Annotated in this window: 17 protein-coding genes; 10 read left to right on the top strand and 7 right to left on the bottom strand. The window is 42.0% G+C overall.

What is annotated here, in order from left to right:
- Positions 1 to 3: 3 nt before the first annotated feature.
- Complete coding sequence (locus CRP01_RS33250) at positions 4 to 1,377, top strand: hypothetical protein (RefSeq protein ID WP_099154398.1); 1,374 nt, start codon at positions 4 to 6, stop codon at positions 1,375 to 1,377.
- A gap of 66 nt (positions 1,378 to 1,443) precedes the next feature.
- Here CRP01_RS33250 and CRP01_RS33255 read toward each other — a convergent pair whose 3' ends face one another.
- The 3 genes from CRP01_RS33255 to CRP01_RS33265 form a co-directional block, all read right to left on the bottom strand.
- Positions 1,444 to 2,439 carry a transposase gene (locus CRP01_RS33255; RefSeq protein WP_099154399.1) on the bottom strand — a complete coding sequence of 332 codons (996 nt, stop codon included), beginning with the start codon at positions 2,437 to 2,439 and terminating at the stop codon, positions 1,444 to 1,446.
- 433 nt (positions 2,440 to 2,872) lie between these two features.
- Entirely contained in the window at positions 2,873 to 4,546 is a 1,674-nt protein-coding gene (locus tag CRP01_RS33260; RefSeq protein ID WP_099154400.1) for an eCIS core domain-containing protein, read from the bottom strand.
- A 135-nt stretch (positions 4,547 to 4,681) separates the two neighbouring features.
- Positions 4,682 to 5,848 carry a hypothetical protein gene (locus CRP01_RS33265; RefSeq protein WP_099154401.1) on the bottom strand — a complete coding sequence of 389 codons (1,167 nt, stop codon included), beginning with the start codon at positions 5,846 to 5,848 and terminating at the stop codon, positions 4,682 to 4,684.
- A 449-nt stretch (positions 5,849 to 6,297) separates the two neighbouring features.
- Between CRP01_RS33265 and CRP01_RS33270 the strand changes: the two genes are divergently transcribed.
- Positions 6,298 to 6,861, top strand: coding sequence for a class I SAM-dependent methyltransferase (locus CRP01_RS33270; RefSeq protein WP_099154402.1), 564 nt, complete (start codon positions 6,298 to 6,300; stop codon positions 6,859 to 6,861).
- 6 nt (positions 6,862 to 6,867) lie between these two features.
- Here the strand turns inward: CRP01_RS33270 and CRP01_RS33275 are convergent, their stop codons facing one another.
- The 4 genes from CRP01_RS33275 to CRP01_RS33290 form a co-directional block, all read right to left on the bottom strand.
- The gene (locus CRP01_RS33275) at positions 6,868 to 7,437 is read right to left on the bottom strand and encodes a glycosyltransferase family A protein (protein WP_170110644.1); all 570 of its coding nucleotides are present in this window, start codon (positions 7,435 to 7,437) and stop codon (positions 6,868 to 6,870) included.
- Positions 7,438 to 7,454: 17 nt separating this feature from the next.
- The gene (locus CRP01_RS33280) at positions 7,455 to 9,002 is read right to left on the bottom strand and encodes a hypothetical protein (protein ID WP_143473646.1); all 1,548 of its coding nucleotides are present in this window, start codon (positions 9,000 to 9,002) and stop codon (positions 7,455 to 7,457) included.
- Between the two features lie 81 nt (positions 9,003 to 9,083).
- Positions 9,084 to 9,914, bottom strand: coding sequence for a hypothetical protein (locus CRP01_RS33285; RefSeq protein ID WP_099154405.1), 831 nt, complete (start codon positions 9,912 to 9,914; stop codon positions 9,084 to 9,086).
- Between the two features lie 58 nt (positions 9,915 to 9,972).
- The gene (locus CRP01_RS33290; protein WP_099154406.1) at positions 9,973 to 12,039 is read right to left on the bottom strand and encodes a hypothetical protein; all 2,067 of its coding nucleotides are present in this window, start codon (positions 12,037 to 12,039) and stop codon (positions 9,973 to 9,975) included.
- 514 nt (positions 12,040 to 12,553) lie between these two features.
- Between CRP01_RS33290 and CRP01_RS33295 the strand changes: the two genes are divergently transcribed.
- From CRP01_RS33295 to CRP01_RS33325, 8 genes are all read left to right on the top strand, one after another.
- Positions 12,554 to 14,662, top strand: coding sequence for a phage tail sheath family protein (locus CRP01_RS33295; RefSeq protein WP_143473647.1), 2,109 nt, complete (start codon positions 12,554 to 12,556; stop codon positions 14,660 to 14,662).
- A gap of 105 nt (positions 14,663 to 14,767) precedes the next feature.
- Positions 14,768 to 15,241, top strand: a complete 474-nt coding sequence (locus CRP01_RS33300) for a phage tail protein (RefSeq protein WP_099154408.1) — start codon at positions 14,768 to 14,770, stop codon at positions 15,239 to 15,241.
- A gap of 14 nt (positions 15,242 to 15,255) precedes the next feature.
- Positions 15,256 to 15,735 (top strand): phage tail protein, encoded by a 480-nt coding sequence (locus CRP01_RS33305; RefSeq protein ID WP_099154409.1) that lies wholly within the window; start codon positions 15,256 to 15,258, stop codon positions 15,733 to 15,735.
- A gap of 11 nt (positions 15,736 to 15,746) precedes the next feature.
- Positions 15,747 to 15,917 carry a DUF5908 family protein gene (locus tag CRP01_RS42555; protein WP_170110645.1) on the top strand — a complete coding sequence of 57 codons (171 nt, stop codon included), beginning with the start codon at positions 15,747 to 15,749 and terminating at the stop codon, positions 15,915 to 15,917.
- 5 nt (positions 15,918 to 15,922) lie between these two features.
- Positions 15,923 to 16,609 carry a CIS tube protein gene (locus tag CRP01_RS33310; protein ID WP_099154410.1) on the top strand — a complete coding sequence of 229 codons (687 nt, stop codon included), beginning with the start codon at positions 15,923 to 15,925 and terminating at the stop codon, positions 16,607 to 16,609.
- Between the two features lie 14 nt (positions 16,610 to 16,623).
- Entirely contained in the window at positions 16,624 to 18,429 is a 1,806-nt protein-coding gene (gene vgrG, locus CRP01_RS33315) for a type VI secretion system tip protein VgrG (RefSeq protein WP_099154411.1), read from the top strand.
- A 122-nt stretch (positions 18,430 to 18,551) separates the two neighbouring features.
- On the top strand, positions 18,552 to 18,845 hold the full coding sequence (locus CRP01_RS33320; RefSeq protein WP_099154412.1) for a PAAR domain-containing protein: 294 nt from the start codon (positions 18,552 to 18,554) through the stop codon (positions 18,843 to 18,845).
- Positions 18,838 to 19,260, top strand: coding sequence for a GPW/gp25 family protein (locus CRP01_RS33325; RefSeq protein WP_170110646.1), 423 nt, complete (start codon positions 18,838 to 18,840; stop codon positions 19,258 to 19,260). Before CRP01_RS33320 ends, CRP01_RS33325 begins: the two co-directional genes overlap by 8 nt.
- The last annotated feature ends 10 nt before the right edge of the window (positions 19,261 to 19,270 follow it).

The following is a 19,270-nucleotide window of genomic DNA, read 5'->3' on the forward strand; positions in this document are numbered from 1 at the left end:
ACCATGAAATACATCACCTGCTTTTGCATATTATTTTTCTGGAGCCCCTCTCTGGCTCAGCCTGATCATTGTGAATCCCTGCTGCGCGCCGCTCGTTCGGATTTCCGCCGCTCGGAATTTGGTAAGGTGATCGCCAAGTTAGACCCTTGTGTTGAGGCAAAAGCTTTTCAGGGCATTCAAAGTACGGAAGCGAACCGATTACTACGTCAATCCTACGAAAAATTGGGCTTAAGATGGCCGACCATTAAGTCTTCAGAACCTTCTCTCAACTCCGGGTCCTTGAATTGCCTAGACCTCCTTGATGATGCCAGAGCGCTTCTGAAACCCTATCCGGCGCAGGCTCTACAAATGTTGGAGGGATGTTTATTGGATTCAAGACTGGAGATTTCCAAGCAGGTAGAAATATTGGAGATATATACCGAGGCAGCTCTAAGCTTGGGAAAATTTGATACTGCGGAGTGGGCCTTCAAACAGATTTATCCATTAGAACCTCAATACCGGGCCGGACCAAACCGAACCCAGTCTTTTCGTTTTTTTGCTGGCAGATTCATCTTTGAACCACGGTTCTCCATGGCCGTTCTCGGCGGATCGCATACCAGTTATCACTATAGTACTCGTCAGTTTACTCCTAACCAGGTAGAAGAGTCCCCCGGGAATTACAGCTACCTTTATGATCCCCACTTCGAATTACAATTCCGTTATCGCCCTTTGTTTTCACGCTTGGAATATTTCCTGGGAATAGGTCATCAATGGAACAGCTATAAATACGAAGGAAATTATGGGAATGCCATGGCCCCTAATGGACAGCGGATGGATGCCAAGTTTGAATTTGATGAACGCTGGCGAGGCATCCAGGCTAATCTGGGAATGCGCTATCATTTTGTCTTGAGGCGGGCCGAGAGTTTGAAGAATCCGCTGGAAAAAGAAGCTAAATTTCTAGTAGACCGTCTTTTCCCATACATCTTAGGCGGCATATCAACCCGACGACTTGAAAATGCTGTGCTTGTAAGACCGGTTATCTCTTTTTCCGAAGAAAATACTTTTGATACCGGAACAGCTGAGATCAATCTTGCCTCCCGAAGAATCAATAAGGGCAAATTATCCGGTGCCACCGGGCCCGCCTTACGCAGTGAGTATACTTTCGGTTTGATGGGAGGAGCGGGTTTAAAATTGCATTCCCGTAGAAGAACTTACCTATTTGTCGAATTTAGTGCTCACTGGACGCCCACTAATCTAGTAGATAGCAGGAACCGATATGCAAACCCACAGCTTATCAATACATTTAACCATCTTGATGATGACTTGAATCTTCTTCAGTTCTATTTTTCAGTCGGCGTTGGGTACTCTTTATTTTACACCGTCACTCCAAAATTGTGATCGCTTATATTCCCTTTGATAAGAGAATTATTCGAGTATTATCAACAGAAAATTTATTTGCGTTCATTAAAAATGACCCTGTAATGAGACGGTATTCTGCAGACGCTGCGATTCATTAAAGGGATCAAAGCTAAAGTGTTCCACAAAGCTGATGCCATCCACATTGAACAGATGCACTTTGGGACCAAACTCCACCTTCTTAGTCTCCTTTCCCCGCACAATGGGACGTACCCAAGGTTGAGCCAGGCTTAGGATACGGTTCGGTATTTTGGCCTCGGGATCCTGGAAGTGGAGCAGTTGCTGTTCATAGACCTGTTCAACGAGTTGTTTACGTTCCATTCCTTTTTGGGACAGGACGATAGCTTGACCATGACGGCGCTTCATTTTGGCCCAGTTGTCAAGCCCTTTTTTCAATAGTCGCAACAAGGAACGGGTAATGCCAATACGCCGCCCGGTGGGTTTTCGTCTGAGCTTTTGAAAGGCCACATAGCGTTCGTAAACCTGCTTTTGTTTGCGCCGTATGCGGGGCTGGCCCAATAGCCGACTCCGGGTATCGATTAGCGACCATATCCATTCACAACACTCCCACAGCAGTTTAACATCCGTGGGGTAACGAATGCCCACCTCATAGCAGGTGGCATCCATTAAAACGGCTGCTTTTTGTTCCATGTGAGGCTGCCAGTGCCAGGCCAATGCTTCCTGAAAACGGTCATAATCGATATGTTGAGCCAGCCATCGGCGGCAGCGGCCGACAATATCCTTGTCTCTAATCATTTGTCCCGGCCCCAGGCGAATACCGCAAAAGTACTGCAGGGCCCAATCGGTGTTGATCCGCTGACGTAGCTTGTCGTCACTCAGGTTCAGATAGGCTTTCAGGATCTGGAGCCCGATCATGCCTTTGACATCGAAAAAACTGGGCGCACCTCGGCCCGAAGGAATAGGAAACTGGGCGGCTAAGACCTCAAAGGGAATGGATTGGTGAAGTTGGCCCAATGGATCGCGAAGAAAAATCTGCCAGCGCAAATCTCGGCCATCTTGTGTACAGAAAATTTGGTTTTCCATACAAGATTTGCTTGATTGTCAATAGATAATAAATTGTATACCCCGAAAATAGGCAAATGCGCCTAGATTCGGGGTATTTTATTGGCCTTTTTCCTACTTAATAAACTGCAAGCTAAGTGCTTAGAATTTACAGGGACGGCCCAATTCACTGACTTGTTTTTAGTGCTCTGTATTTTAGGAACCTGTGTTAAAATAGTGATAGTACAGATTGCATCATAGTGTGAAATGATTGGGCTTCATAAATCTAACTTTCGAAGTTTGTATTTAACTTCTGATTGATTCTCTATGAAATGTTTTTCTTTCATTTTAATTACCGCCAAAATTGGGCTAAAAGACGTTTTTAATGGATTTTAGTTTATGTTAGGGGCATAATCTGAGTCTATAATTTTACTCTGCCCCCCAATTCACTTTTCAGCTACATTGGACAGAAGGATTACTCTAACCCTTTCGGTGGCCTTAAGCGATTCACTGTTTTTAACATCCCTGGTAGCGTTCCACTTATACTAGGACCATAATCTTCAGGCTCGTCTTTCTTTTTCCATTTAGAATTCCTTCCTTGTTCATTATATGCTTTAACAAGAGTCTGAACCATATCATCATATGATAGATCATTTGCTCCAAAACCAGAAAAACGTCCATTCCCAATATACACTGCATGCTCACCTGCCCATGCAGCCTCAGGGCCTTCATGCGTTGTCTCATAATCTGAATAATTTTTAAAGTATACGGAGTCACCAGGTGCGAGGTGATCTTGATTCTTAAGCGTGATTTCTTCTTTTAGTTCATCCCCAGGAGTATCTTTAAATCCATGCTTGAATTTCACTTTAGTCACACCCTCGGGTGCTAATGCCATATCTCTACCTTCAGCACGATTAAAAGTATTCGCATTTTCTAATTCCGTATACGCTGCTAATAGTGCTTTATATTGGACTGCTAATATCGCTGTTGAGCAATCCAAATAATATTTTTCACTCCCCGCTGCTCTAAATATAGATTCTACGGCCTCCAATGAGGTCCTACCCTCGGCAGGTATAAAAGCACTTCCCTTACCATCATCACCAGGATCATTACTTTTATGGTCAACTCCAACCCATTCAGACGGCATTTTAAGATGGTCACTCTCCCAGTTATAGCGGAATGGAGAAATGTCACTATTGAGAAACCTCATTCCCTTAATCATTTCAGCACGCATAACTACGTCAGCAATATATCCCCTATATGTGCTAAACTTATACTCCATTTCATTTTTAATTAATTCATCTATAACTAATTTTTTATCTTCATCACCATTTGCGTCTTCTTCACTTGCCACATAACCATCCGCAATTATTATTTTTCGTTGAAGAGTACTATTTTGACTATTATCTTGTTCAAATGTCTTGGTATTTCCTCGCCCCAATCGGCCACAATCTCGCGTGAAACAGTTGGCTTGTGAATGCAGTTTCCGTTGCGAAATAGCCTCTGATCGATTATCAACAAAACCAAACCCTTGTTTAACAGTACTTTTCTTCTGAGCAACTGAATTAGCCGCCGCCCTGCTATTATTTTCTTTCATTTGTAAAGCCTTTACCCCCATCGTGTCACCCTCCTTCTCTAACCTTTTATCATCATTAACATTTACTCCTCCTTCCATCTGCATTGTTGGACTTACTCTGCCTTGCTTTTGCTGAACCACGTGCCAAGCTTCATGAGGTAAGTGTTTTTCCTGTCCTGATCCTAAATGGATATCGGTACCCTGAGCATAAGCATGTGCTTGTAACTGAGCAGATTTATCAGAGTTATAATACACTTTCACATTATCCATCGAATATCCGGATAGGTTTTCCATTCCCATTTTCAAATTATCAGGTAAACCCGTGTTGTTTTCTTTCTTTTGGATGGGCTGTTGTCCTTGAGCAGAATGGTTGTTTGTCATAGCCTGCAGCTGAGCAATTTGGTTGGCTTGTAGACTACTATTAGCCATATCCTGCAGCTTTCTCTGTGCAACTACTTCAGGTCGATTGTCTGCAAACTGAAAGGTGGACTCACTACTGCCTTGCTTTTCTGAAACTGCACTTGCTGCCGAGTGGCTTTTATTTTCTTGCTTTTTGTCAGCGCGAGTATTCATTATTTTCCTTTTTAGATTTCGGTCTATTCCCTATAAAGGGCCGGCTAAACGAAGTAGCCCCGCTTATGGGCTATCCCGTTTTAGGCTTTTCTAAATCAATCTAATAATTTTTATTTTATTGTTGGTATTTTAATATTAGGGCTTTGCCGGTATGGAATTTACAATTTTCACCTTCGATACCATTGTTTGGAATAGCTCCCTAGTTTCTGTATTCTCGCCAATAGCGATACTCAGTGCCTCTCCTCCTCTGTTTTCGGATTTTAATCCAATTCTACCAGGCGAAAGCCCTTCTCCCCCTCCTCCATCTGCTGGCGCCCTTTCAAACTGGGTATTGTGCCATTGATGAATTTGCGCTATGGCTCCACGTGGGTTAGGGTACTGTAATGCAATTGTATTTGTATCCTGCAAAAGGCGTGGGGCCTGTCGAGTCAAGGTAAATTCAATTAAAAACTTTGGTTCCCTGCCTGGATTAGTATAAGTAGTTGCTTGATCATAACCTCCAAGATGATTTCGAACTGGAAGTGGTGAGCCGCTCCTAGGCAATTCGAGATCTTTTTCAATATCATTAACTTCACGTTCTAAATCAGGATCACCAACAATTAAATCGGTTTTGATATTATTTTGCTGATCTGCCCATTTTCTAATTTCTGCTAATTCTCTCGCTCCCATTGTTCTATATACTTTCATCCTTGGGGAGTTTTCTGGAGAATTTACCGGAATTCTTCCCTGATTCGCTGGAAGATTCGCTCGCCTTTTGTGGTACCCAGCACGAAAAAATGATTGGAATAGATCACTATGAACAGATGATTCAAGATGCTGGATACTCCTAAAACCACGATCATCATCATTATAACGATTTAATATAGCTATAATATCCTTGGGAGTTGAACCGGTTGCTTGGCATAGTCGTTGCTCTCTTTCGTTATTTCTAAAGTAAGTTCTATATACATAATCTGCGTCCGTTTCTGTATCCTTTTTCCATTTTCTAAAACTAGGTGTTTCAACATCAATTGCTCTCTGAATTATTTGTCCTTTCGAGTTATTTGTAAGACCAGTTCTATTTCCTTTTTTCTGGATATCTTGTTGTTTTCTAAAATGATTTGTTATCATATTTTGCAATTGAGCAGCTTCTTTTACTCGCGGGCTATTATTAGACACCTCCTGCAGCTTTCTTTGTACAACTGCTTCAGGTCGATTGTCTGCAAACTGAAAAGTAGACTCACTATTGCCTTGCTTTCCTGAAACTGCATTTGCTGCCGAGTGGCTTTTATTTTTTTGCTTTTTGTCAGCGTGAGTATTCATGTTTTTTACTTTTCAGACTTTGGTCAATTGACTCTAACATTAAGTCCCTTAACCGAAGGCGGAGCCTAAGCGGATCTTTCGCTTGAACAAAGGGCCCCTTCACACGATGCTGTTATGGGCAAAGTATATGCTACCTCTATCCGGATAGGCCGGAATGGTTTGGCCCCAGGAACGCTTTGTTCGGCTCTGGCTGTTAAAATACGTTCATTCAGCGGAGTAGACAAGAGCTGTGGTCGATGATTTTTCGGGGTTTTGATCATGTGAGACTGTAGCATATCTGCTGAAGATCTACCAGCGTCTTCAGTATCGTATTTGTTGAACAGGAAGTAGTTATCCTCTGTAGACTGATCCGTTCATTCATAACGTCTTTACTATTGACGATTTTGAAATCATTAAATTCCAAAATGTAGTTCCAGATATCCAGCATTGCTAAAACAGCTATAAGCCTTATGAAACGATATGATGTATTAATTTTTCTAATTAATAAATACCAGCTTAGATCCTACTTGGAAATTGGAGTCCGGGAAAGCACTACTTTTTCCCGGATTAATCTTGAGGATAAGATTGGCATCAATCCAGGTGGGAGTACTTTGTCTAAAGTGCTCAGTATCACCTCCGACCAGTTTTTCTTGCAAAATGACAGGAAATTTGATCTGATTTTTGTTGACGGAGACCATCGTTCAGCACAGGCGTTACGGGATCTTAAAAACAGCTTAATTAGCATCAACGATAATGGATTTGTTGTGGTCCATGATACTATGCCGCATAATCTTGAATATACACAGCCAAATTGGTGTGGTACTGTTTTTCGTGCCGTCCAGGAGATAAATCAGGACCCTAGTATAAGCCTCCATACGGTTAATACCGATCACGGAGTCTCCATCCTTTCGTTAGAGCCATCCCCCCCAGGTCCACTATATAAGGATTTCTTTGATTTTATGGATAACCTTTCGCTCTGCCTCAATATCGTAACTCCGGAAAATTTAGCTCACATCAAATTCTATGGAAAATGATGGTACTTATCTGCCGGATCGTGAAGTGGTTCGGGAATAATCATAGTAATATAAGATTTTTGGGATACGTACCTGCTTTTTTACCCGTTCAACTACCCTTGTTGCCCACTCGTCATCTTCCCCAAAGTTAAGTGCTAAAAATTGAATATCCTTCACATTATCCCTCCTGTGTACCATAATATGATTGGGCCTTCGATAGTAAGCTGCTGCGCCGTTTCGGTGCTGGTATTCTTTTCCGTATTTGCATATTTTACCTCTTATTCCATTCAAAGTAACCCAAGCGTCAAAAACCACGCAGTCCGGTTTGCTGTGCAGTGCTCGCAGAATATGAATTACGTAGTCTGGTGCGACACGGTCATCGTCATCGACGAAGCAGAAATAATCTCCCTTAGCCAATGCTACAAGTTGATTTCTTTTTTCACCAATAGTACGTTGGCGGTTATCAGTAAATACTAAAATTTCCACAGGTTGACCAAGAGCTTGCATTTCTAATTGGCGGAGTAACCGAGTCAAAAAGGACGTATGCCTCTCTGGAATGCTCAGTATAAGGATAGAAAGTAGGATTTTATCTTGCATATGTAATGGAGAACTTTCTATGTTTTCGCCCATTTTCTGTCGAAAAGCAACTTTTGCTGACTGGTTAGTTGCCGACGCCTGGCATCCTCGGTGACTCGAATCGTTGTGCTAGCCAGGTGATCTACAAAGGAGTTTGTTACCAAAACGTGTAGTAAATCGTGATATTTGATGGTTTCACTATAATCATTGTCGGCATACCAAAAAATAAACGACTCATCTAATTCCTTAATAGTTTCATAGATTTTTCTCTGCTGAAAGATACACCATCCGGCAATATGTTTTGCTACCTGATAACCTTCTATCAAGCCGGAATTCGGTTTAATCCCCTGGGTAGGATGATAATGTCGGCATAGGGGAGAAGCACTTACTATAGCAGGCTGTGCTTCCATGGCCCTAATTATTCTACTGGCCCATTTTTTCTCAAAGACTAAATCGTTATTGCACAGACATACGTAGGGAGCGCTGCCCTTCTTGCGGCCTAAGTTAAGGTAGGCGTGATAACCAAATGGAGTCTCGGGATATACTGTTTCAACTCCTTCTCGGTCATAATTTATTCCATGAATCGATTCTACTACCACTACGTTGAATTGAATGTCATCTTCGGATGTTAGTAAAGAGCTAATGCAGTTTTCTGTCACTTGCCTCAAAGTTCGATTTGTAGCATTGGATATAATTACCACGTCTACTGTACGATTAATTAGACTGGCTGGGGGTTCCGGCATTGTAGATCGTTTTTTTTGTGTTTGGGTGACTACCCATTTCCATAGTTCCGGAGGAGTAGAGGTTTCAAGAAATAGTTGCTGCGCGTTCCTGCCAATTTCCACACACCTTTTCCGATCTTTTCTACAATGCGCTATTTTCTCCGGTAAGTCTGAATAGTCGTCAGAACATTGAATGTAATGTACATCTGGAATTAACTTTCTGAAGCCGGGAAGCATGGTGATAATCTTTGGAGAAATGGTACAGGCTCCGAATGCTAGGTACTGCAGATGCCCTCGGTCAAGGATATTGTTTCGGGCGCCCGGTACACAGACTGATACTAGCGAATTACTGATCTCTTTCCAAAATTGAACCTGTTCGATCCGTTCGGTCGCTGCCAGCGCGCCGTATCTATCTTTAAGCAGGTGTTGCACCTGCTTACGGCGATGCAAAGCATTACCATGAGGATACTGACGACTTAGGATCATCTCTCCATTTGCTGTGTACTTAATTTGCTGCCTTAAATAGTGATATTGTTGCCAGTCGTAAAAGCTGACGGGAGAAAATGGAAACAAATTATCGTGTGCTTCATGATATCCCTCTGAATAGTGAAATTTGAAATACCAGGGATATTTTTCGAATTGTGGAGCTAAAGTCAGATGATCCGAATAGTCGATTACAATCTCCGTATTAGCTATTCGGATCACGAATTTAGCATCTCCAATGGAAGAGTCTGGGCCAAATTTAACGCCGGCCTTCAGATAACGCAGAGAATCTAGCACATAACCGTAATACACCCGGTAGTAGCGCTCCAACATACTGCGCCGGGGTAAACCTCCGGCTTTTTCTGGGAAGATTAAATCCATATAACTGAAGCGGTAAAAGTAGAGTGCTCTGCTTGAGCCAGAGCAAAACACTCTGCTTCTTAGACAACCTACAAAAGAGCGCTATCCAGCTGGTGATGTGGCTGGTGTATATTTATACTCAGCACCTTGCTGGGCAGCATTGTATTCTGCATGAGTTTGAGCAACAATAAATTCCCAATCCTGCACCTTTGTATTAATATCATCCACCTGAAGATCAAGCGATTCATTTTTGGCTTCCAAAACAAGGTACCTCCGATTAATTAATGCTGCCTCCTTTCCTAATCGGGTTATCACGTCTCGAAGCTCTTTTTCGAAAGCTGAAAATTTTTGGAAATAATGGGCAGTTCGCCGATTGATCTGTTGATTCGTAATGTAAGCAGCAAATGCAGCCTTTACCGCTTTTACTCCGGCAGTAAAGGCGGCCTGCCCCATTGCATCGGCATCGACAATCTTACTTGTAAAAATGTCTGACCATTTCTCGTTATCATCATTTTTTTTATCTCCTTTGTTGAAGGCTGTTACCCGTTGCTTGATTTCCTCTACTCGCTCCAGGCCTTGCATGTTGACAAATTCTGTAGCTTCAAAGATTCTTTGCGCCATGACCGTCGCATCGTTTACCATAAGCTGGGTCTGTTGCATCCTGGAATTAAAGAAACTGACAATCAATGCCACTTTTCTCAGAGCCGTATTTGCCGCTTTCAAACTATCTTGAGCTTCAGCTCTTTCTTTCCGAATGCGGGTAAACTCTTCTCCTACATTTTGCTTCTGGTTTTTCAAAATAGATAGGTTGCCTTGAAGCTTCTTGAGTTGCAATTTGGCGTTCTGCCAGTTATTATATAATTGATGAATATAGTTGACCGTTTCGGGTGTGCCGAATTCATCAGTACCATTATTTTTTTCGGTAGTAGCCATTATTTTATTTTTAGATAATTAGGAATTGGCCTTTGCTGGCCATCTCGAGCTTATAAAACTATTCGCCGGAATCCGCGAAACTGGCAGAGGAATCTGCCAAATAGTTCAATTCTCCTAATTCAATGATATTTTTTAGATCTTCCCTGGATTGATAGGTGATTTCTCGATTGAATAGATCCATTTCAAAGTCCTGCCGGGACTTGATGTAATCATCCAAATTGCTAAAATAAGTTGTGGTGTCTTTTTGCAGATCATTCTGCTTTTGCTGGAGCACAGCACTTACCTTCAATTTCATAGTATTCAACGCGGTCATGGCGTCCTTTTGCTCTCCCAACAAAAGTTTCTGCAAAGATGTGTTCAGTCCGGCCGTTGAGGCAGCTACCTGTACTCCGTAGTACTCTGCCTGTTTTACGAGCGGCTCGGGCTTTCCGGTGCCCATATAGATAGCATTAGCTAGATCCGTGATGCTGCCTTCGTTATTTTCGGAAATTCCATCCATTAACTGTTTAACTACCTGGTAGTTATTGCCGCTCCCTTGTTTGTCGCCCTCTCCACGATAAGCTGCATATAAACCTACCAAAGACTGCGCATATTGATTAAATGCTACCGCAGCTGCAGTTATACTTTTGGCTGCATCTAAAGATTTGGACTGATTGATAGGGATGTCCTTATCTAGATCATCCGATAATTTGTTTAGCAGATTGGATGTGTAGTCTGAAACCCTGGTTATGATCTGTCGGTCGTACGTAGCACTAATTAATTCTCCCTGGGTACCCTGCTCTACCAGATCTTCAAAAGTCTTACTAATACCTGACCTTATTATATTCCTCAGATCTTTTTTAAATTCTTTTTCTTGCTTTCTCCCAATATGCAATTTGTGGCGCTGCACAAAATTGTCCACCAGCTTTTCAACACTTTCAAAATGCGGAGTGCTATTGTTAAAGGCTCCGGTATCTATACCCGTTCCGGTATCTATGCCTGTTCCGGTATCTATGCCTGTATCCATACTTGATCCGGTAGAAACTGAACCCCGAAAATCTTTCTGTATTCTCTTCTGGGCTCCGGCAATGATCTCTTGTTGTTTTCTGATATCCTCCAACATTTGATCAGTACGCACATCTACCGGTGGTGGATTATAGATGTTCTGAAAAAGTTTGGTTTGTAATGTGGTGTAGAAGTGCATTTTGTCAGGTTGAGGAAAAATTTGGGTAACTGCATCTTCTAATTCTGCGATTAGTTCCTCTTTCTTTATGTTAGATATTACGCTGGAAGGGATACCATTGATAGTAGTATTGATCCAATTCCTTATCGATGTCTCATTATTGGGATCATAACTGCTCAACGCCCCTTTCAGCCTGTTGAGGATATCCTCAGTATTTTGCTCAACCTCCTCCTCGGTTTGCTCCTTACTAGCCAGAATTTCCCAAATAGTTGGACAAAAATGTTCTGGCCATATACCAGTAGCATCACTTTCTGCACAAGGTGATACACCGGAACCTGTTGGAATAGGTAAGGGTTCACCGGTATTGGGAGACTTGCTCTCAAATTCACTCCATGAAGCACCTTTTAATTTTTGGGAGGTATCCAAAACAAGTTTATTAAGGCCATCTACTATTTCCTGTTGCTTGGGAACCCCTAAATTTTTCTCCAACTGAAAAATAGATGCTTCTATCCATAATACAAATGAAAGTTTGTCTTTAGGAGCATTCCCTTCGCTGATCAGATCTACGTAGGTACCTTCGAAAACATCATGAATAGTCTGTAGCAGATTGATACTCCTAATTTCTTGTTCATCATCAGCCAGGGTATTTTCCTTCAATATATTGAAGATGATGTTTCGAAATTGAACGGGAGATTTTGAAGGGGTATCGGATAGGATATCCTTCCAATCTGGGGCCTTGGAATACGGAACTGGACCTCCAAGCTCTTCGGCAGCAGTCCTAAGATTAGATTCTTTTTCGGTGAATGTTTGCAGATCTTTAGTATCCTGGCCCGCTATCTTAACTTCGTTTGTGGAAATAGTCTTCAGGATCTCATCAATATCCTTCAGAAAATTATTCCACATTTGTTTGGAGTTGGTAGGCTTTTTCTTCCCATTGGAATTGCCCGCATTTTGTTCTGCCATACTGGATTTAATTTGTGTCTGGTTTAAGTTTTAGATGTATTTTACTGAGAAGACATCTCAAAAATGTGTTTGATGGTGAAAAAGAAGGATTTTGGAGATGGCTTCAATTTATTTTCCAAAAAGGCCAGTAGCCTATACCTTTCGGTATCTGCACTGTTTAAGCAATTAGTGATATTCCCTAATATCAAAATTAGAGTAAAGCAGAACAAAAGGTTAATCGAGTAGATATAAACCTTTTTATTTTATCATTACCTTTTTATTAATGCATCACAACCCGATGCATTAAGCAAATCATTCCGGATAATACGGAATTCTAATTACTCCTAAGACTAATTGAAATTATTTAAAAAAATGAAGTAATAGAAAATTTTTCAAGAAAGGAAATGAACAGGAATAAAATTAAAAAAAATCTTTATTTAAAGAATAATATTATGATAGATATTTGGATTTGTATACATTTATTCGCGTAAATAAGATCATTCTCACAAATACCTACCTGAAACCCAATAATAATATGATGAACGCTAATAATCCCATGACCCCAGGGGTTTACACTGTGGAAAAAAATGCATTTCCACCATCAATTGCACAGGTTCCAACCGCGATTCCAGCATTTATCGGTTATACCGAAAAAGCCGAACGGAACGGTAAATCTTTGATCAACCAACCGCTGCTCATCAACTCTCTGAGCGAATATAACCGCTATTTCGGCGGTGCTCCGGAATATCAATTCCCAATCAATTTAGTGCCAAAACCCGCTGATGGCAGTATGATTCCCCCGGGTAGCTATGACTTCACGGTTTCAGGTAAATATTATAAGATCGGACCAGCAAAGGTAGGGCTATTCTATATGTACAATAGCCTGCGCCTATTCTATCTAAATGGGGGAGGCCCGGCTTACATTGTATCTGTAGGTACTTATCTTCAGCCTACCTACAATGATAATAAAGAACTTGTCCTGGAAGCCGAACCGGCTGACCGTGATAAAATGTTAGCCGGTTTGGAGTTACTGCCACTGATTCAGTTCCCCAAACCAACAATGATCATTATGCCGGATGCACTCTCCCTAAACGAAGCAGAAGATTGCTACGTATTGCAGCAGCAGATGATTAGTCAGGCTGGTTCTCTAAGGGATCGAGTGGCTTTATTGGATATCTATGAGGGCTGGTTAAGTCCCGATGATCCGGCATCGGTAATCAGTAATTTTAGAAACAATATGGGGGTCAATAATCTCAGTTATGCCATCGCTTATTATCCTTGGTTAGAATGTGCAGTGGTAGATGCCTCTGAACTAACATATGCTAATATCTATAAACCGATCGATGCAGATAAGGCAGACCCCAATCTTACAGATATAAGTTCCATCATTGTCGGAGAACCTTTGCTTGCTAGTTTGGATCAGCTGACATCAGATCTAAACAATTTGCAGGAACACTTGCTGATTACATCTCCTCTGACATTTACCGGGGCAACATCTGCTACAGTTTACCCAAGTTGGTCCGCAGCCTTCAACGGATCTCCCGCTGTTGACCCAAAGGTGATAATTACTGATCAAAGTACCGTCCTTGCAAATATGTATCAACTGATTTTTGATCTGGGAAATACGGGGATCTTATCTACCAAAGATGGGGCCGCTAACAAGCTAAAATCGAATGATCTGAAAAACAATATAGCGCTGTTAAGTAACCCCAAGGGTACATTAGCCAGCACCATGACGCTTTTGGCAGCTCTGGAAAGTAAATTCCCTTCTTCAGCAGCTGGTAGTGCTATTTCAGATAAATTGACCACCTGGGGGATCCCAGTACCAGCAACTCCTGTTGATCCTTATGTATTTAAAGCTGATGTGAAAGAAGCGGATAAGCCAAAGCTAGCCTTTAATATTGCCGAACCACTGTACAAAAACGCTTTCGCGCAGCTGCTTAAAGCGCTGAATGGGATCATTTCATCGGCTTCCAGCCTGCTAATGCAGTATAATACCGCTTTGGAAACCAAGAATAACTACTACCAAAATATTATGGCAGCTATTGCCAACCAGGTTAACATTTTACCTCCGACTGGCGCCATTGCCGGAGTCTATACTACTGTAGATAATACAGAAGGAGTATGGCAGGCTCCCGCGAATCGTAATATCAACTCGGTGGTAGCTCCCATGGTCAGCATTAATGATGACCAGCAGGCACCACTGAATGTAGATGCACTGGCTGGTAAATCCATCAATGTCATTCGTTCTTTCTACGGGAGGGGACCAGCTATTATCTGGGGGGCACGTACTATGGATGGCAATAGCCTGGATTGGAAATATATCAATGTTCGACGCCTTTTGATTATGGTTGAGCAATCGGTTGCAAATGCGGCTTTCTCTTTGGTGTTTGAACCTAATGCTGCTTCCACTTGGACGTTGTGCGAATCAATGATTTCCAATTTTCTTCACAACCTTTGGTCAGAAGGGGCGCTCCAAGGTGCCTCCCCGGCAGACGCTTATTCGGTACAAGTAGGACTGGGTAAAACCATGACCGCCTTGGATATACTCGAAGGTATCATGCGGGTACAGGTTAAATTGGCCGTAGTCCGCCCGGCAGAATTCATTATCATTACCTACGAACAGCAAATGGCTACCTCTTAAAGTATGTTTGAATCTATTGTTGAGTTGCTGCAAGCCGACCAACAAATTGAAAGACATTACTTTACACACTTATTATTTTGAAAAAAAATACTTAAAACACCTACAATGGCAGATCCTACAGGTAAAAAGGAAAACGCGATTTGGCCAATGCCCAAATTTTATTTCAAAGTTAGTTGGGGCAGTGCTACAATCAGCTTCTCGGAGGTTAGTGGTTTGGATACGGAAGCTCAGATCATAGAATACCGGCACGGTGACAGCCCGGTGCACTTACCGATTAAAATGCCGGGCATTCAAAAAGTAAGCAACGTTACGATGAAGCGTGGGGTATTTGTTGGAGATAATAAATTTTTCGATTGGTTTTCTCAGATCAAACTCAATACTATTACCAAAGGACGTGAGAAGGTTACTATCCAATTACTTAATGAAACGGGTAAGCCTACTATGATATGGGAACTGAATAATGCCTGGCCTACCAAGATCACTAGCACCGATATGAAATCCGATGGTAATGAAGCGGCAATCGATACGATTGAGATTGCTTACGAAACCTTGATCATCAAAAACAAAAATAATCCTTAAGGGAGTTTGGTTAAATGGCGAATAGCAGTACATATTACCCCCCGGTAAGTTTCTTTTTTAAGGTGTTTTTTCAAGGACTTAAGGGAAAAGCTGATAAGGAGGCAAGTTTCAAAGAAGTATCCGGTTTATCTGCAGAAACTTCCGCTGAAGAAGTAATAGAAGGGGGGGTGCTACAATATAGGCACAAACTCCCAACTACGACTAAATATCCTAACCTGATCTTAAAAAGGGGCTTGATTTTGGATTCGGAACTCCGACAGTGGATTGAAAAAGGTATTAATGAATTCTCCTTCACACCGCTAATGGTAAGTGTGCATCTTTTGGATCAATTTTCGCAGGAAGGCCAAAATTCGAAAACACTGATGAGCTGGACCTTCCATAATGTTTGGCCTGTAAAATGGGAAATTGCTCAATTTGATTCCTTATCAAATGAAGTAGCAGTGGAATCTATAGAACTGGCTTACGATTATTTTGAAACAAAGAAAGGTGCTTAAATAACGATAGGATGCCGCTGGAAATTAGAGAGATTGTAATAAAAGCTCAGCTGGAAAATGCACCATCAGTAAGTGGGAAAAGAAGAATGTCTGAGGTAGATGTCAAAGAGCTTGAAAAACGGATTATCAACCGATGCTTAGAAAAGGTGCAGGATTTTTTAGATAAACAGACGGAAAGATAAGGCCGATGGCACTGGAAAAGCTTACAATTACCGCTTATAAAAAACCTGATTATTCAGATTATGCGGGCAAATTTACTGTTCTCATCAACCCTGAATCCTATCGTAAAGAGGTAGAGATCAAATATGCTGGTCAGCAGAGTCTAGGGTCTTCGGCACCAGAACTTCGTTATATCGCAACTGGAGGAGAAAAGATCAGCTTTAAATTGGTCTTTGATGGCACCGGATTAATAGCTACTGCCCCCAAATCGCTAATGAGTGGAAACAAGGTAAAGCCTGTGTCTTTCCAAATTGAAAAATTTAGAAAAGTAACTTCTGAATATTGGGGGTCCATTCATCGGCCGTACTATCTCCAGCTTTCCTGGGGTACTTTTCTCTTCAAGGGAGTCTTGGTCAGTCTGGGGATTAATTACAAATTATTCGATCCCAATGGGACACCTCTTAGAGCAGAAGCAGATGTCGTTTTTACCAGTTCTATACTTCCTGAAGATCAAAAGAAAAAGAAAAAAAACCAATCACCGGATGTAACACATATCAAAACAGTTAGGGCCGGTGACCGACTGCCGGCTCTGTGTGCCGAAATATACGATGATCCTAATTACTTCGTTCAGGTGGCTGCGGCCAATCAATTGAACCACCTTAGACATTTACGCCCCGGTAAAGAATTATCCTTTCCACCGATTATCAATAAGTAAATAACCTCCTGTAAATGGCATCAACTACTGACCATTCATTGGTATCCGTGAAAATTATGGTGGATGGATCACCCATCAAAGAGGAGTACGATATTTATGAAGTAAATGTCTCAAAAGTTGCTAATAAAATTGCATCCGCTCGAATTAGATTAATCGATGGATCTGTAGCCAAGGAAGATTTCAAGCTTAGTGACGGAGAGGAATTCGTGCCCGGAAAAGATATCGAAATTCAGGCAGGCTTTGGATTAAAGACCAAACGGATTTTTAAGGGAATTATAATCTCTCAATCCCTCCGGGCTAAAGCGGATTTGGGACCGTCTTTACTGATAGAATGCAAAGATGAAGCAGTAAAGATGACCATTGGTGCAAAAAATGGAATATTCACTGATAAGACAGATAGTGATGTGATTACACAACTGATCGGTGATCATAATCTTTCGGCTCAGGTAAGTAGCACAACTAATACTTATGCTCAGATCGTTCAGTACTACGCAACGGATTGGGATTTTTTGCTCACGCGGGTTGAAGCTAACGGTATGATTGTCATTACCGGTGATGGAAAAGTAGAGGTAGTGCCGCCAAAAGTGGATGCTTCTCCGGATCTCACGCTGACCTTTGGAACTGATATTTTTGAAGTAGATACTGTAGTGGATGCTCGTACCCAATTTGCTGGTGTGGAGGCACAATCCTGGGATTTTAAAACGCAGTCGGTTGTACAATCTTCGGCGAGTTCTCCGTCCGGCCCCGATCAGGGGAATCTTTCAGCAGATAAACTTGCAAAGGTAGCGGGACCGGATACAGTAGTTCTCCAAACTACGGCTCCCCTTGACTCCGGAGCTTTGAAAACTTGGGCCGATTCCAGTCTTCTTAGGTCCCGTATGGCAAAAATTGAGGGAACATTGAAAATATTTGGTAATGCAGATCTGGCCCCCAATTCGGTTGTCGAACTAAAAGGTATAGGAAAGCGATTTAATGGCAATGCCTATATTTCTGGAGTGCGACACGAGATCAATGAGGGAAATTGGTGGACCTTCCTTTCTATCGGCCTTTCTCCCGATTGGTTCGCTTCTATAATAGAGGTCACTGCCCGTCCGGCGTCAGCTCTTTTGCCAGGTATCAGGGGCTTACAAAATGGTATCGTAAAAAAGATTGACGAAGACCCGGATGGAGAAACTAGGGTACAGGTAGAAGTTCCCATGTTTAAATCTGATAGTGGCAACGGATTGATATGGGCCCGGTGGGTACAGGGCTATGCCACTACAAGTGCTGGGTATTTCTTTATGCCCGAATTAGAAGATGAAGTAATTTTAGGTTTCCTGAACGAAGATCCGCGTTTCCCGGTGATTCTGGGAAGCCTTTACAGCAGCCAACGGGCACCTGCCTATCAACCTACTGCAGAAAATCCTATAAAGGCAATTGTGACGAAAAAGCAGCTTGTTATTGAATTCGACGATCAAAATAAAGTGTTGACAATCAAGACTCCAGGCGCCAACCAAATACAATTGACGGATCAAGATCAGGGAATTGTTATTCAAGACCAAAACAGCAATAAGATTACCTTAAACACTGATGGAATATCTATTCAGAGTCCTTCTAATATTGAAATTAAAGCTGGGGGTGAAATGAAAATATCTGCTGAGGGAGGCGTCACAGTATCTTCTCCCAGTCAGGTCAAAGTAGATGGAGGTATGGAGGTAAGCGTTTCTGGTCAGAATGCAAGTCTTGAAGGAAGCATTTCATTATCGGCGGAAGGCGGAACAACATCCATTCAAGCCTCGGGCCCCTTGGCTTTGAAAGGTAGTCTGGTTACGATCAATTAATAGAATATTGACTTATTTACATTTGTGCAATTAGCCCTGAAATCTATTCAACAATCAATATTTTTTAAACCTAACTCATTTTTGGGCTAATAAAAAGATCAGCTAACTCTAAAACAAACGTAATGCCACCTGCAGCAACTTTATTCCTCAGTTTTCATCAATGTCCGATGGTCACCGGGATCGTTCCCCATGTTGGCGGACCCGTGGTCGGCCCCGGAGCTCCAACAGTCCTAATAAGCGGTCTACCTGCTGCCAGAGTGACTGATAACTTAGCCTGTGTAGGTCCACCGGATGTTATTATCAAAGGATCAAGTACGGTCTTGATCGAAGGCTTGCCTGCCGCTTTTATGGGTAGTACTACTGCTCATGGAGGAACAATTTTAGTTGGAGTACCAAATGTCATCATCGGTGAGTGAATTGATCAATAAAATTATTGGCGTCGGCTGGGCATTCCCCCCGACATTTGACCCTGTAAACCAAACAGCTCAGATGGTTACAGGTAAGGCGGATATCGAACAAAGTCTTAATATCTTGTTTGGAACTCAGCCGGGAGAGCGGGTGCTAACTCTGAAGTATGGCTGCGACCTGATGACCAGCTTATTCCAGAACATTTCCCTATCGCAAAAAACTATTCTTGAAGATCGCATCGAAAAAGCAATTACCAATTTTGAACCGCGTATAATTCTGGAAAAGGTAGAGATCGATATTACCCAGGCTGGTGAGGGCATCGTATATATTGAAGTGGATTTTTTAATTTCTCGCACCAATAGCCGTCAAAATATGGTGTTTCCTTTCTTCCTTCGAGAGGGGACATTGGTTCCTCGAATCTGAAGTATTTTTT

This window comes from Flavilitoribacter nigricans DSM 23189 = NBRC 102662 (genome assembly GCF_002646595.1).
In the GTDB taxonomy this organism is placed as follows: Bacteria; Bacteroidota; Bacteroidia; order Chitinophagales; family Saprospiraceae; genus Flavilitoribacter; species Flavilitoribacter nigricans.